The organism is Shewanella sp. SACH (genome assembly GCF_001887095.2).
In the GTDB taxonomy this organism is placed as follows: Bacteria; Pseudomonadota; Gammaproteobacteria; order Enterobacterales; family Shewanellaceae; genus Shewanella; species Shewanella baltica.
In genome coordinates this window covers 1,509,494-1,522,589 of sequence record NZ_MPDG02000001.1, presented here as the reverse complement: position 1 = coordinate 1,522,589, position 13,096 = coordinate 1,509,494, and the positions used below count along the sequence as shown (strand labels likewise).

Sequence of the window (13,096 nt, the reverse complement as noted above, 5' to 3'; positions counted from 1 at the left end):
CAGGTAGTTTTCAATCCCCGCCGGCATCAAGTTGCGGCTCACCAGCTGATAAACCGATTCCGGCTCTTTGACTATGACCTCAAAACGGCGACGGTATCTTTGTCTAAAGCCTTCGATGGCTGAGCTGTCGGTCGGAAATTCCTTCGCGGGCAATAGGCGAATCGAGTCAACAGGTTGCAATGAACGTTGGGTTTCGGGATCAAAATGGCGGATGGTTTCCACTTCTTCATCGAATAGCTCGATGCGCAGCGGCATATTCATCCCAGTGGGGAAGATATCCAGAATCGAGCCGCGAATGGCAAACTCGCCGTGTTCATACACTTGTTCAACTGAATGGTAGCCAGTGTCGGTTAAATGCTGGCGTACATCGTGTAATTTGTAGCTATCACCTTTTTTCAGCACAAACACGTTGGCGCTTAAATAGGCCTTAGGTGGCAGGCGCATCATTAAGGTCGTGACGGGCACGATAACGATGTTTTGCTCAATTTGAGACAGCTGCGACAGGGTTTCGAGTCGCTGGGAGATCAAATCCTGATGGGGCGAAAAACTGTCGTAGGGCAAGGTTTCGCGGTCAGGGAATAATCTGACCTTAATGCCTGTTTTACTGAGCAAATAACTCAGCTCTAGCTCTAAGCTTAAGGCGCTTGGCGTATCACTGGTGACAACTAAGGTCGTCCCCTTATGTTGACGCGCTAAACTGGCGAGTGTAACGGCTTGGCAAACGCCGCCCACGGTGGACAGAGTCTGAATTTGATTGCCATTTTTGACGGCTGGCGGCGTTAGGGCTGATATGTGAGTCATTGGCGTGCGATAAACTGATTCATTCACAAAGAGTTGCAGACATTGTAGAGACTTGATGGCGCAGGTGCCAGTGAAAAGTCAGCGGCTATTGACGCTCGTCTCTGGCGAGTTTACGTAACTTGAGTTGTTTCTGCTGCACATTGAGGCTGGCTTTGACTAATTGCTCCACGTCAGCTTCGAGAATTTGACTGAATTCAAAGTCGGTTTGCCATTGCGTGGCAGGAGAGTGACGTTCCGCCTGAGTATTGAACTCGGGGCTTTGTGTGTCACCGCTATTAGTATCGCTATTGGCGCTGCTCTCGGCAGATAGCATTTTTTGCGCGGTAGAGGCGGTCACTTTGCCAAAACAGAGAATAGCGACTAGCTCGTCGTGAATAAACAGGGTGATTTTATAGTTTGAGCCGATGGCCAAGGCTGTCGGCGTGATCAGTCTTAGGCCGCTGCCACCAAACTGATTGCCCATGCATTTTTCGCCTTCTTGGGTTTCTTTCTCTAATACATGTTGCAGCACTAAATCCACTTTGCGGGATTGCAGCTTTAAAAAGTCCACTACCACCTTAGCGTCGTTGTCTAAATGGCGCAGTTGCAGCAAGCAATTGGCCTCGAGCGTTTTTACTTCGCTGAGTAGCTGAATACCCAATGATTGCATTGATCTTAATGCCATTTCAGAGGGTAATGGCTCGGAACTCGGCCACAGACTTAAGTAGGCGGTAAAAGGGTGAGGCACACTAAAATACGGATTGGTGTCAGTGAACAAGGCTTGCCTCTTTATTTATAGGACCAATACCCCTATTATCGTGCCCATCTTCATGATTTAGCAAGTTCAGCACACAGGACGCAACCCTCTTTCAATGAATCCAGGATTTCCTTTCTATATTGGTTACCGTTATTGGCGGGCCAGAAAAGCGAACGCGTTCGCGTCGTTCATTACTCTATTTGCCGTTTCGGGCATTTTTTTAGGCGTTGCCGCGCTCATTGTCGTGAGCTCTGTGATGAATGGTCTCGAAGGCCAACTCAAGCAACGTATCTTAGGCGCAGTACCACAATTAACTCTTTATAGTGAAGCGCCCTTAGTCGATTGGACTGAGCAGGCGAGTGCGCTTAAAGCCTTACCTGGCGTATTAGGCGTGACGCCGAGCGTGTCGACGCAGGCCATGGTGCAATCGGCGGCGAGTATTCGTGCTGTACAGGTTTATGGCGTGTTCCCCGAGTTAGCGGAAAAGTTATCTTCGGTTGCCCAGCACACTTACTCAGGTGCATTTGAGCAGCTGACGAGCGGCGAATACAAGGTGATTTTGGGCTCTGAGCTGGCAAGGCAACTTAAAGTCGCCCCCGGTGATACGGTGCGATTATTGAGTGGCGATGGTGTGGTGTATTCGCCCTTAGGCCCAGTGCCGAGCCAACGTAAGTTTTTAGTCTCGGGCATTTTTGAAATGGGCTCTCAGGTCGATGCGGGCGTGGCGTATATCCATTATCAAGATGCGAAACGGCTGATGCGCCAACCCAGTGAGGCTATTGATCAGCTTAGACTCTATTTAGCCGATCCCTTTAGCGCACCCGCTTTAGCGCCTAAAGTGCAGGATATATTAGCTAAACAAGGTGTTAAGGCGACAACCAGCGATTGGCGTGATACCTATGGCCACTTGTTTGGCGCGGTCAAAATGGAAAAGAACATGATGTCGCTGATGTTGAGTCTGATTGTGGCCGTGGCCGCATTCAATATCGTCTCGGCGCTGGTCATGATGGTGGTCGATAAAACAACAGATGTGGCGGTACTCAAAACCCAAGGCGTGACCACACCCGCCGTGATGGGTATTTTTGTGGTGCAAGGGTCGCTCAATGCAGTGCTCGGTTTAGTGCTGGGGCTGGCGGTTGGGATACTCATCACCTTGAATCTGAATGGCATTATGACCACCTTAGGGATTTCTATTTTAGGCGTAGGGCAAAGTTTGCCGGTGAAACTGGAATTGATGCAGTTGTCTGTGATCGTGATTGGTACGCTACTGGTAACCCTGTTGGCGACCTTATATCCCGCACTGCGCGCTGCTAATGTGCAACCCGCGACTGCGCTCAGATATGAGTAACGGTATGCGCCAATAGCTGTAAACCGTCGGCATTTTTGAATTGAGCGACGGTTTAGCAAGATGCGAATAATTAAATGCATTGATTTAATGACATAAATCGATGCCAAAGCCTGTTTAAGAGAGAACTTCAATGCAAGACGTGTTACTGCAAGTGCAGAGTGTCAGTAAGAGTTACCATGATGGCGCCGTGACCACGCAAGTGTTGTCTAATGTTGATCTGCAAGTGTTTAAGGGCGAGCAGTTGGCGATTGTCGGCAGTTCAGGCTCAGGTAAGAGTACCTTGCTGCACATCATGGGCACGTTGGATGAACCAACCGCAGGTAAAGTCTTGCTATTAGGCGAAGATTTATATCAAGTGTCCAGTGCGCGCCAAGCGCAGATCCGTAACCAAGACTTAGGTTTTATCTATCAATTCCATCATTTATTGCCAGAATTTACCGCGTTAGAAAACGTCGCTATGCCGGCATTTATTCAAGGTAAAGATCGTAAGCTGGCGCTCGCCGATGCTAAAGCCTTGTTGGAGCGGGTCGGGTTAGGGCATCGCATGACGCACATTCCCGCCGAGCTATCTGGCGGCGAACGTCAACGTGTGGCTATCGCAAGGGCCTTGATTAATAAACCTAAATTAGTGCTGGCCGATGAACCTACGGGTAACTTAGATGCCAACAGTGGCGATGCGGTTTATGAGTTGATCCGCGAACTCGCCGAACAACTGGGTACGGCGTTTGTGGTGGTGACCCATGATCATAAATTGGCCGCCCGTATGGACCGTCAACTGATGATGAAGAACGGCTTCCTGCAATTAGCGGCGGAAACCCAAGTATGAAAGGACCGTTAGCCTTATCTATTGGTTGGCGTTTTTATCGCGCCCGCCAATCCAACAGCTTTATTAGCTTTATTTCCTTCGCTTCGACTGCTGGCATCGCCTTAGGCGTGGCGGTATTGATCATCGTCTTGTCGGCAATGAATGGTTTTGAGCGCGAGTTAGAACATAGATTGCTTGGCGTCGTGCCGCAGGCGGACATAGTCGGTGTGAGCGAGCCTATCGCGAACTGGCAGAGTGTTGCCGAGGGCGCGCTGTTAATTGAAGGTATTCGCGGCGCGGCGCCTTTTATCCGCATGCAAGGTTTAGTGCAAAAGCCCGGCGGTTTTCAAGGTTTAGCTGTCGTGGGGATCGATCCAAAAGAAGAAATCAAGGTCTCGACACTGGCGCAATTTATGAGCGATGCCAGCTGGCAGAGTCTAGACCAAGATGAAAATCACATCGTCCTGGGGCAGAGTTTGTTGACCAAGTTGGGGCTTGAGGTTGGCGATACGCTGGCCTTATATGTGCAGGATATGGATCCAGAAGCGGCGGGCAGTTTACGCGCGGCGAAGAGCCATCGTTTTGTTGTGTCTGGCGCCTATAATCTTGGCGGCGAGCTTGAGCTGACCACGGCTTATATTCCTATGCAGTACGCTGCGCAGATTTTGAACATGAAGAGCGGCGTGACTGGCGTGCGTATTAGCGTCGATAAAGTGTTTGATGCACCCGTCAAAGTGCGTGAACTTGGTTATGCGCAAAAGCAGTCGGTGTATATCAGTGACTGGACCCGTACCCAAGGGCATTTATATCAAGACATTCAGTTGGTTCGCACTGTTATGTACTTAGTGCTAGTGCTGGTGATTGGTGTCGCCTGCTTTAACATCGTTTCCACCTTAGTAATGGCGGTGCGGGATAAAGCCTCTGAGATTGCGATTTTGATGACTATGGGCCTAAGCCGCCTTGCTGTGATGGGTATTTTCATGGTGCAGGGCGCCTTGAATGGGCTGCTTGGCTGTGGTCTTGGCGGGATTATCGGCGTGAGTGTGGCACTGAATTTAAGTGCGATTGCTAGTACGATGGAGCAGTTACTCGGTATTCAACTGCTGTCAGCCGATGTGTACTTTGTCGACTTTTTACCGTCTGAGTTACATGGCTCAGATGCGGCGTTGGTGATTGTGATGGCGTTTGTGATGAGCTTAATCGCCACACTCTATCCTGCTTGGAAAGCCAGTCAGATTGCGCCAGCGCAAGCCTTAGCGGGTAGATAACTCAATTAGTGGTTGTACGTCCTGTTAGCCGATTGGTGCTGAAATCAGTGCTGACGCTTGCAGGGGTATCTTCTTAAAGTTTTAGAAATGAAAGCTACATAAACAAAAAGGCCAGTGAGCGCTCTTAGAAGAGACTGCCACTGGCCTTTTTTATGTCTAACGTTTTGTATCTATGCGTTTTGGAAAGCTAAGTGTTAATCGAGGCTAACGCTTCGAGACTAACATTTCGAGATTAACGCCTACAATTAACGCTTTAATGCTTCGTTCAACAATGGACGCATGATTTTAACTAATTCTGTGGTCACTTTAGGTGAACCTGCAACGATGTTACCAGAAATCAAATAGTTATGGTTGCCAGTGAAATCGGTAACCGTACCGCCCGCTTCGCGGCAGATAAGATCGCCAGCAGCGATGTCCCATGGCTTTAAGCCGATTTCGAAGAAACCGTCTAAACGACCCGCAGCAACATAGGCTAAATCTAATGCGGCAGAACCTGCGCGACGTAAGTCAGCACATTGGCCGAAGACTTCGCCGAAAATAGCCATGTAAGTTTCAGTGTGTTGACGCGCCTTGAATGGGAAGCCAGTACCAATCATGGTAGGAGCTAATTCATTCACGTTGGTAACACGCAGACGGAAATCATTGAGTTTTGCGCCTTTACCACGGACGGCGGTAAAGAGTTCTTCACGGACAGGATCGTAAACAACCGCAACTTCAGTTTTACCTTTATGTTGCAGAGCGATAGAAATCGCGAAGTGGGGAATGCCTCTAACAAAGTTGTTAGTGCCATCCAGAGGGTCAACTATCCAAACGTAGTCGTTATTCTCACCGCGGTTTTCGCCTTTCTCTTCACCCACGATAGTGTGATCAGGGTAAGATTTACGAATTTGGTAAGTAATTGTCGCTTCTGCTTCCTTGTCTACACTGGTAACAAAATCGTTGATACCTTTTGAACTGACTTCAATACGGTCAAGTTCGGTATAGGCGCGCATAATATTTTGGCCGGCCGCGCGGGCAGCGCGTACAGCAATCGTCAGCATCGGATGCATTGCAATCCCCTGGATGTTAAAGAACGTTAAAATAGCGGGCGGCATTATACCCGATTTGATAGTTATATCAAATACCGATTTTCATATAAGCATTCGGCAATGGCTGTGATAATATTCGTCCCCAACGTTTTATGGAATTAAATTAAGTTGTTTCATGCTAAGTAATATTCGAGTGGTTTTAGTGGGGACTTCGCACCCCGGCAATATTGGTTCCACTGCCAGAGCGATGAAGACTATGGGTCTGTCAAATCTGTACCTTGCAGAACCGCGTGTTGAACCCGATGGGCATTCCATTGCATTAGCCGCGGGTGCATCGGATATTCTGAAACATCTTGTGAAAGTGGATTCACTCGCTGAAGCGATTGCCGATTGCAGTCTCGTGATTGCAACCAGCGCGCGCAGTCGCACCTTAGATTGGCCGATGTTAGAGCCAAGAGAAGCTGGGGTGAGATTAGCGACCGAGGCACTTAAAGGCCCCGTTGCAATCGTGTTTGGCCGTGAGAACCACGGGTTGAGCAATGAAGAGTTGCAACAATGCACTTATCATGTGGCGATTCCTGCAAATCCTGAATACAGCTCGCTCAATCTTGCGCAAGCCGTACAAATCATTTGTTATGAAACCCGTGTTGCCCACCTCGCGCAAAAAGAAGTGGCCGAAGAAGAGCCGACTGAGTATCCCTTGGCCGCCGATCAGGAGCGTTTCTTTGCACACCTTGAGACGACGCTGCTATCAACCGGCTTTATCATTAAGAATCATCCCGGACAAGTGATGATGAAACTGCGCCGCTTGTTTAGCCGCGCACGAATTGAGAGTCAGGAGATGAATATCCTCAGGGGTATTTTGACCTCTATAGAGAAAGTGACGGGTTCTAAAGACAAATAGCCAAATCCTAATCATCAATAATTACCGTACAGAATGACCGTAAAGGGATAAACAATGGGCGTGATAGCTAGGCTAAAAGAAGACATTGAATCTATATATCACCGTGATCCTGCGGCGCGCAGCGCGTTTGAGATCTTGGTTAACTATCCGGGCATGCATGCCATTTGGTTGCATCGGATAAGCCATAAGCTATGGAAGCGCGATTGGCGCTTAACGGCACGTTGTTTATCGACTTTCTCCCGTTGGTTGACGGGTGTAGAAATCCATCCAGGTGCGACCATAGGTCATCGATTTTTTATCGACCATGGTATGGGAGTGGTGATTGGTGAAACGGCCGAAATTGGCGATGATTGCACCCTTTATCACGGTGTAACGCTTGGCGGAACCACATGGCAGGCGGGGAAACGTCACCCGACGTTAGCCAATAACGTGGTGGTGGGCGCGGGGGCAAAAATCCTCGGTCCTATTACCATGCACGACGGTGCGCGTGTCGGTTCAAACTCGGTTGTGGTGAAAGATGTGCCAAAAGATACCACAGTAGTCGGTATTCCTGGGCGCGTGGTGGCATCACCGTCACCGCAATCGAAAGAGAAAACTGAACGCCGTAGCGCGATGGCGAAAAAATACGGTTTTGATGCATACGCAGTATCACCGGATAATCCCGATCCTGTTGCCAATGCGATAGGGCAGATGCTGGATCATATGCATCTGATGGACTCGAAAGTTCAAGAGTTGTGTCAAGCCATTCAAGGGCTGGGTGGTAATGTCTGCACCGAAAAACTCCCAGAGCTGGATATGGGCGAGTTTAATGATGCAGAGAAAGCCGCCGCCGATAAGCGACAAAATGCTATCGATGAGTTTGATCCGAGTATTTAGCTTTAACGTAATGGTCTGAATGACTTAAAAGTCTAGTTTCAACGGTTCTACTTTAGCGGATCTTGTTATAAAGGCTCATACAGCGGTCAAACCTTAGTTTGACCGCGCCATAGTGTACTGATCACTTTTATCCTGGGTTTATATCGTGCTAGATGTCGATTAATTGGCGCTCTAGCATTGAATCTTAAGCAGGAAAAAGGTTAAATACCCCACCAAGATGAAAGGGTATTGGTTATGTGCGCACTCAATACTTGAGTGTTTTAGTAGGTTTTAATACTTGACTGATTTACTCGGGTATGTTGAAATAAAGCATACCTCTTCGGGAGCTATGGTAGTTATGAAACTTACATCAAAAGGTCGTTATGCAGTAACCGCTATGCTAGATGTGGCCATCCACTCGGCATCGGGACCAGTTCCCTTAGCGGACATCTCTGAGAGACAAGGGATTTCGCTTTCCTATCTGGAACAACTCTTCGCTAAGCTAAGAAAACACGGTTTAGTTGCCAGTGTACGTGGACCGGGCGGTGGTTATCGCTTAGGCCTAGAAGCCAATGATATTTCAGTCGGCATGGTTGTCCATGCTGTAGATGAGTCTGTCGATGCGACTCGTTGCCAAGGACTTGGCAATTGTCAGAGTGGAACTCGCTGCTTAACCCATTCACTTTGGGGCGATTTAAGCAAACAAATTTCAGATTTTTTAGATGGTATCAGTCTTGCTGGCTTGATGCAGAAACGAGATGTGCAATTTATCTCGCTTAAGCAAGACACTATGCAAAAGGAACAAAGAGTCAGTTTATAACTGAACTTTGTTATACGATAAAAATAATTTTTGTACGTTGTATGTAGCCTCGGCAGAGACTGCTCAGTACGGAGTGTGTTATGAAGCTTCCTATCTATTTAGATTATGCCGCCACCACGCCTGTTGATCCAAGAGTCGCGGAAAAGATGTTCCAATGCATGACAATGGACGGCATCTTTGGTAATCCAGCCTCACGTTCACATCGCTACGGCTGGCAAGCTGAAGAAGCGGTGGATATTGCTCGCAATCAAATTGCCGAGTTAATTAACGCCGATCACCGCGAAATTGTGTTTACCTCTGGCGCGACGGAATCGAACAACTTAGCGATTAAAGGTGTTGCTCATTTCTATCACAAGAAAGGCAAGCACATCATCACCAGTAAGACTGAACATAAAGCCGTTCTTGATACCTGCCGCCAATTAGAGCGTGAAGGTTTCGAAGTGACTTATTTAGAGCCAGCGGCTAACGGCATCATTCCGATGGAACGTTTAGAAGCGGCAATGCGTGACGACACTATCCTTGTCAGCATCATGCACGTGAACAACGAAATCGGTGTGATCCACGATATCGATGCAATCGGTGAGCTATGCCGTTCAAAAGGCATTATTTTCCACATGGATGCAGCGCAAAGTGCAGGCAAAGTGCCTATCGATGTGCAAGCCACTAAAGTGGATTTGATCTCGATTTCTGGTCACAAAATGTATGGCCCTAAAGGTATCGGCGCGCTATATGTTCGTCGTAAGCCACGCATTCGCTTAGAAGCGCAAATGCACGGTGGTGGCCATGAGCGTGGTATGCGTAGCGGTACGTTACCAACGCATCAAATCGTAGGTTTAGGTGAAGCTGCTGCAATCGCAAAAGCGGAAATGGCCTCTGATGATGCTCGTATCGGTGCATTACGTGACAAATTATGGAATGGCATCAAGCACATTGAAGAAACCTATATCAATGGTGATGCGATTGAGCGCGTTAGCGGTAGCCTCAACGTCAGCTTCAACTATGTTGAAGGCGAGTCGTTAATGATGGCACTGAAAGATTTAGCGGTTTCATCGGGTTCGGCTTGTACCTCAGCCAGCCTAGAGCCTAGCTACGTATTACGTGCGCTTGGCTTAAACGATGAAATGGCACATAGCTCGATTCGTTTCTCTATCGGCCGTTTCACAACCGAAGAAGAAATTGATCACGCTATCGAAGTAATTACTCAATCTATTGATAAATTAAGAGAAATGTCTCCTTTGTGGGAAATGTTTAAAGATGGAATCGACCTGAACCAAGTTCAATGGGCACATCATTAATTCTGACCTTTACAATAGATAATTTTGGAGCAGTACCATGGCTTACAGTGAAAAAGTGATAGATCATTATGAGAACCCACGTAACGTTGGTTCTTTTGATAAAAACGATCCTTCGGTCGTGACCGGTATGGTAGGCGCGCCTGCTTGCGGTGACGTGATGAAACTTCAGTTGAAAATTGGTGCTGATGGCATCATTCAAGACGCTAAGTTCAAAACTTACGGTTGTGGTAGCGCGATTGCGTCTAGCTCACTGGTAACTGAGTGGGTTAAAGGCAAGACTATCGAACAAGCTGCGGCGATTAAGAACACAGATATCGCTGAAGAATTGGCATTGCCACCGGTGAAGATCCACTGTTCAATTTTGGCTGAAGATGCCATTAAAGCTGCTATCGACGAGTACAAATCGAAACAAGCTAAGTAACATCTGGAGTTAAGATGGCGATTACAATGACCCCAGCGGCAGCCGATCGTGTCAGATCTTTCTTAGTCAACCGAGGCAAAGGTGTAGGCCTGCGTCTCGGCTTAAGAACATCAGGCTGTTCTGGTATGGCTTATGTACTTGAGTTCGTTGATTCTTTAAATGATGACGATGAAGTGTTTGATATCGAAGATGTGAAAATCATCATCGATGCCAAGAGCCTCATCTATCTTCAAGGGATCGAGCTGGATTTTGTTAAAGAAGGGCTGAACGAAGGCTTCCAATTTAACAATCCTAACGCAAAAGGTGAGTGTGGTTGCGGTGAGAGTTTCACTGTTTAACCGCTAAAGTTGACGCATGAATTATTTCGAGCTGTTTAAATTTTCCCCTGCCTTCGATATTGATACCGCCTTACTTGCAGAACGCTATCGCGAACTGCAACGGGCGGTTCATCCCGATAAATTTGCCAATGATACTGAGCAGCAAAAATTGCTGTCGGTGCAGCGCACGGCGCAAGTCAATGATGGTTTTCAAACCTTAAAAGATCCCATTCGCCGCGCCGAGCATATGCTGTCGCTGCGTGGCATTGAACTAAGCCATGAAACCACGACAGTGAAAGATACTGGCTTCTTGATGCAGCAAATGGAATGGCGCGAAGCGTTGGAAGATATACGCGATAGTGCCGATCCTCAAGCGAGTATTGACGAGCTATATCAATCGTTTGCAGAGTACCGCGCGCAACTCACTCAGCAATTGACTCAACTGTTAACCAGTGAGCAGGCTGAAGATGCATTGTTAGCGGCGGATCAAGTTCGCAAACTCAAATTTATGGCAAAATTACACGACGAGTTGACCAGAGTCGAAGACGCTCTGTTAGATTGATTTTCCGTGTTTATGTTACTTTGCTGACTTAAGCACGCTTGAGTTGGCATTACTAAGTTGGATATATATGGCCCTTTTGCAGATAGCTGAGCCCGGTCAAAGTGCCGCGCCGCACCAACATAGACTTGCCGTTGGCATCGATTTAGGTACGACCAATTCTTTGGTGGCGGCTGTTCGAAGTGGAGAGACGGCAACCCTGCCGGACGAACTTGGACAGCATTCATTACCTTCTATCGTGCGTTATACCCAAGATTCAGTCGAAGTAGGCGCCCTTGCGGCGTTGAGTTCGGCGCAGGATCCGCAAAACACGATCGTTTCGGTTAAGCGTTTTATGGGCCGCAGCCTAGCTGATATCAAAGCCGGCGAGCAATCATTCCCCTACGAGTTTGCCGAAAGCGAAAACGGTTTACCTTTATTCGTGACTCCCCAAGGCCAAGTGAATCCCGTGCAAGTGTCTGCGGAGATTTTACGTCCGCTGATTGCCCGTGCTGAAAAAACCTTAGGTGGCGAGCTGCAAGGTGTCGTAATAACCGTACCGGCCTATTTTGATGATGCCCAGCGCCAAGGCACGAAAGATGCAGCAGCTTTGCTGGGTGTTAAAGTGCTACGTCTGTTGAATGAACCGACGGCTGCTGCGATTGCCTACGGCTTAGACTCTAAGCAAGAGGGCGTGATTGCCATCTATGACTTAGGCGGCGGTACCTTCGATATTTCTATTTTGCGTTTGAATCGCGGTGTATTCGAAGTGTTAGCCACCGGTGGTGATTCAGCGCTTGGTGGCGATGATTTCGATCATTTGCTGCAAGCACATATGCAACAAGTGTGGCAGCTTAGCGACATCGACTCACAATTAAGCCGTCAACTGTTGATTGAATCGCGTCGAGTCAAAGAAGCCTTAACGGATGCAGCAGAAACTGAAGCAAAAGTGATCCTTGCTGATGGGACTGAACTCACGCAAATCGTTTCTAAAGCTGAATTTGATGCCATGATTGCGGCGTTGGTTAAGAAGACCATTGCCAGCTGTCGCCGTACCCTGCGTGATGCGGGCGTGACGACTGATGAAGTGCTTGAAACTGTGATGGTTGGCGGTTCAACGCGGGTGCCATTAGTGCGTGAACAGGTTGAAGCTTTCTTCGGCAAACCACCACTGACGTCTATCGATCCCGACCGTGTTGTCGCGATTGGTGCGGCCATTCAAGCCGACATTTTAGTGGGTAATAAACCTGAATCTGATTTGCTGCTCCTCGATGTGATCCCTTTGTCATTAGGCATAGAGACCATGGGCGGTTTAGTGGAAAAAGTGGTGTCGCGTAATACGACGATTCCGGTTGCGCGAGCACAGGAATTTACCACCTTTAAAGATGGTCAAACGGCCATGGCATTCCATGTGGTGCAGGGCGAGCGTGAGCTTGTTGCCGATTGCCGCTCACTGGCGCGTTTTACTCTGAAAGGTATTCCGCCGTTAGCCGCAGGCGCTGCGCACATTCGTGTGACTTTCCAAGTGGATGCCGATGGTTTACTCAGCGTGACCGCGATGGAGAAATCCACCGGCGTGCAATCTAGCATTCAAGTTAAGCCATCTTTTGGTTTATCGGATACTGAAATTGCCACTATGCTGAAAGATTCGATGAAGTATGCCAAAGACGATATCGGTCGTCGTATGCTGGCCGAGCAGCAAGTGGAGGCGGCGAGGGTACTCGAGTCTTTACATGCCGCGTTAGCGAAAGATGGCGACTTGCTGAATGCCGATGAGCGTAGACAAATCGATGCCACTATGGCCAATGTGGCGCAAGTTGCCGCGGGCGATGATGCCGATGCGATTAAGCTCGCGATTGAAAAACTGGATGAGCAAACCCAAGATTTTGCTGCCAGACGTATGGACAATTCTATTCGAGTGGCATTCAAAGGCCAGTCGATCGACAACATATAGGTGATG

13 protein-coding genes and 1 pseudogene are annotated in these 13,096 nt (G+C 48.3%); 11 read left to right on the top strand and 3 right to left on the bottom strand.

What is annotated here, in order from left to right; all coding sequences use genetic code 11:
* Positions 1-801: pseudogene (locus tag BM607_RS22105) on the bottom strand (transcription-repair coupling factor); the annotation flags it as partial.
* Between the two features lie 85 nt (positions 802-886).
* Positions 887-1,558: a hypothetical protein gene (locus BM607_RS06615; RefSeq protein WP_071939408.1), complete on the bottom strand. Its 672-nt coding sequence runs from the start codon at positions 1,556-1,558 to the stop codon at positions 887-889.
* 94 nt (positions 1,559-1,652) lie between these two features.
* On the opposite strand from BM607_RS06615, the gene BM607_RS06610 reads away from it, so the two are divergent.
* The 3 genes from BM607_RS06610 (at position 1,653) to lolE (ending at position 4,958) form a co-directional block, all read left to right on the top strand.
* Positions 1,653-2,885, top strand: coding sequence for a lipoprotein-releasing ABC transporter permease subunit (locus BM607_RS06610; protein ID WP_087486483.1), 1,233 nt, complete (start codon positions 1,653-1,655; stop codon positions 2,883-2,885).
* 130 nt (positions 2,886-3,015) lie between these two features.
* Positions 3,016-3,711: a lipoprotein-releasing ABC transporter ATP-binding protein LolD gene (gene lolD, locus BM607_RS06605; protein ID WP_006081863.1), complete on the top strand. Its 696-nt coding sequence runs from the start codon at positions 3,016-3,018 to the stop codon at positions 3,709-3,711.
* On the top strand, positions 3,708-4,958 hold the full coding sequence (lolE, locus tag BM607_RS06600) for a lipoprotein-releasing ABC transporter permease subunit LolE (protein WP_071939409.1): 1,251 nt from the start codon (positions 3,708-3,710) through the stop codon (positions 4,956-4,958). The genes lolD and lolE overlap by 4 nt, the downstream gene beginning before the upstream one ends.
* Positions 4,959-5,203: 245 nt before the next feature.
* Here the strand turns inward: lolE and suhB are convergent, their stop codons facing one another.
* Complete coding sequence (gene suhB / locus BM607_RS06595; RefSeq protein WP_006081861.1) at positions 5,204-6,007, bottom strand: inositol-1-monophosphatase; 804 nt, start codon at positions 6,005-6,007, stop codon at positions 5,204-5,206.
* 154 nt (positions 6,008-6,161) lie between these two features.
* On the opposite strand from suhB, the gene trmJ reads away from it, so the two are divergent.
* The 8 genes from trmJ (at position 6,162) to hscA (ending at position 13,090) form a co-directional block, all read left to right on the top strand.
* Positions 6,162-6,890 carry a tRNA (cytosine(32)/uridine(32)-2'-O)-methyltransferase TrmJ gene (gene trmJ, locus BM607_RS06590; RefSeq protein WP_071939410.1) on the top strand — a complete coding sequence of 243 codons (729 nt, stop codon included), beginning with the start codon at positions 6,162-6,164 and terminating at the stop codon, positions 6,888-6,890.
* Positions 6,891-6,944: 54 nt separating this feature from the next.
* Positions 6,945-7,766, top strand: coding sequence for a serine O-acetyltransferase (gene cysE / locus BM607_RS06585; protein ID WP_006081859.1), 822 nt, complete (start codon positions 6,945-6,947; stop codon positions 7,764-7,766).
* A gap of 337 nt (positions 7,767-8,103) precedes the next feature.
* Entirely contained in the window at positions 8,104-8,565 is a 462-nt protein-coding gene (gene iscR, locus BM607_RS06580) for a Fe-S cluster assembly transcriptional regulator IscR (protein WP_006081858.1), read from the top strand.
* 80 nt (positions 8,566-8,645) lie between these two features.
* Positions 8,646-9,860, top strand: coding sequence for an IscS subfamily cysteine desulfurase (locus tag BM607_RS06575; protein WP_006081857.1), 1,215 nt, complete (start codon positions 8,646-8,648; stop codon positions 9,858-9,860).
* 37 nt (positions 9,861-9,897) lie between these two features.
* Entirely contained in the window at positions 9,898-10,281 is a 384-nt protein-coding gene (iscU, locus tag BM607_RS06570) for a Fe-S cluster assembly scaffold IscU (RefSeq protein WP_006081856.1), read from the top strand.
* 14 nt (positions 10,282-10,295) lie between these two features.
* Complete coding sequence (gene iscA, locus BM607_RS06565) at positions 10,296-10,619, top strand: iron-sulfur cluster assembly protein IscA (RefSeq protein ID WP_006081855.1); 324 nt, start codon at positions 10,296-10,298, stop codon at positions 10,617-10,619.
* 16 nt (positions 10,620-10,635) lie between these two features.
* The gene (gene hscB / locus BM607_RS06560; RefSeq protein ID WP_071939411.1) at positions 10,636-11,160 is read left to right on the top strand and encodes a co-chaperone HscB; all 525 of its coding nucleotides are present in this window, start codon (positions 10,636-10,638) and stop codon (positions 11,158-11,160) included.
* 67 nt (positions 11,161-11,227) lie between these two features.
* Positions 11,228-13,090, top strand: coding sequence for a Fe-S protein assembly chaperone HscA (hscA, locus tag BM607_RS06555; protein ID WP_071939412.1), 1,863 nt, complete (start codon positions 11,228-11,230; stop codon positions 13,088-13,090).
* Positions 13,091-13,096 lie beyond the last annotated feature (6 nt).

Bases quoted from the DNA above. Each gene is read 5' to 3' on its own strand.
- cysE (WP_006081859.1), top strand. From the start codon at position 6,945: ATGGGCGTGATAGCTAGGCTAAAAGAAGACATTGAATCTATATATCAC.
- lolD (WP_006081863.1), top strand. From the start codon at position 3,016: ATGCAAGACGTGTTACTGCAAGTGCAGAGTGTCAGTAAGAGTTACCAT.
- BM607_RS06610 (WP_087486483.1), top strand. From the start codon at position 1,653: ATGAATCCAGGATTTCCTTTCTATATTGGTTACCGTTATTGGCGGGCC.
- iscA (WP_006081855.1), top strand. From the start codon at position 10,296: ATGGCGATTACAATGACCCCAGCGGCAGCCGATCGTGTCAGATCTTTC.
- iscR (WP_006081858.1), top strand. From the start codon at position 8,104: ATGAAACTTACATCAAAAGGTCGTTATGCAGTAACCGCTATGCTAGAT.
- BM607_RS06575 (WP_006081857.1), top strand. From the start codon at position 8,646: ATGAAGCTTCCTATCTATTTAGATTATGCCGCCACCACGCCTGTTGAT.
- lolE (WP_071939409.1), top strand. From the start codon at position 3,708: ATGAAAGGACCGTTAGCCTTATCTATTGGTTGGCGTTTTTATCGCGCC.
- suhB (WP_006081861.1), bottom strand. From the start codon at position 6,007: ATGCATCCGATGCTGACGATTGCTGTACGCGCTGCCCGCGCGGCCGGC.
- hscA (WP_071939412.1), top strand. From the start codon at position 11,228: ATGGCCCTTTTGCAGATAGCTGAGCCCGGTCAAAGTGCCGCGCCGCAC.
- iscU (WP_006081856.1), top strand. From the start codon at position 9,898: ATGGCTTACAGTGAAAAAGTGATAGATCATTATGAGAACCCACGTAAC.
- trmJ (WP_071939410.1), top strand. From the start codon at position 6,162: ATGCTAAGTAATATTCGAGTGGTTTTAGTGGGGACTTCGCACCCCGGC.
- hscB (WP_071939411.1), top strand. From the start codon at position 10,636: ATGAATTATTTCGAGCTGTTTAAATTTTCCCCTGCCTTCGATATTGAT.